Genomic DNA, 490 nt, shown 5'->3' on the forward strand with positions numbered 1-490 from the left:
CCTTACGCTCAAGGGGCAGCATTCCTTGACCTTACGCTCAAGGGGCAGCATTCCTTGATGGTGGTGGAGCACGATATGAGTTTCATTAAGACGATTTCGGAAATCGTCACCGTCCTTTGCGACGGCTCGGTGCTGGCGCAGGGCACCTTGGATCAGGTGCAGGCGGATGAGCGGGTTATAGAGGTTTATCTTGGGAGATAAGCCGATCTCCGTTCGGGCTGGGGTATTGACGCCGGTTCTTGCTCCGGCGGTGCGCTCGCTGCTGAGTGTTGCTGGCCGGGGTCGCCCGGCATGCGACTCACTTTCTTTTGCTTCGCCAAAAGAAAGTAAGCAAAGAAAAGGCGACCCTGGTTGCTGCGTCCCTCCGCTGCGCTACGGGCAACCTGCGGTGCTCGGTCCAGACGGGGTCTCGCTAAACTCGCTTCGCTCAGACAACGCGATCCCTGATCCGTCTGGACCTCCGCTCCTCGGCGCATCCACAAGGGGTGGG

Annotated in this window: 1 protein-coding gene; it reads left to right on the forward strand. The window is 59.4% G+C overall.

The genetic code is table 11. The annotated features are described in order from the left end of the window. The coding region (locus AC1D0P_RS28675; protein WP_477679836.1) for an ABC transporter ATP-binding protein C-terminal domain-containing protein at nt 1-201 on the forward strand (201 nt) is incomplete at its 5' end. Between the last annotated feature and the right edge of the window lie 289 nt (nt 202-490).

Source organism: Polaromonas sp. P1_G2 (genome assembly GCF_056405515.1).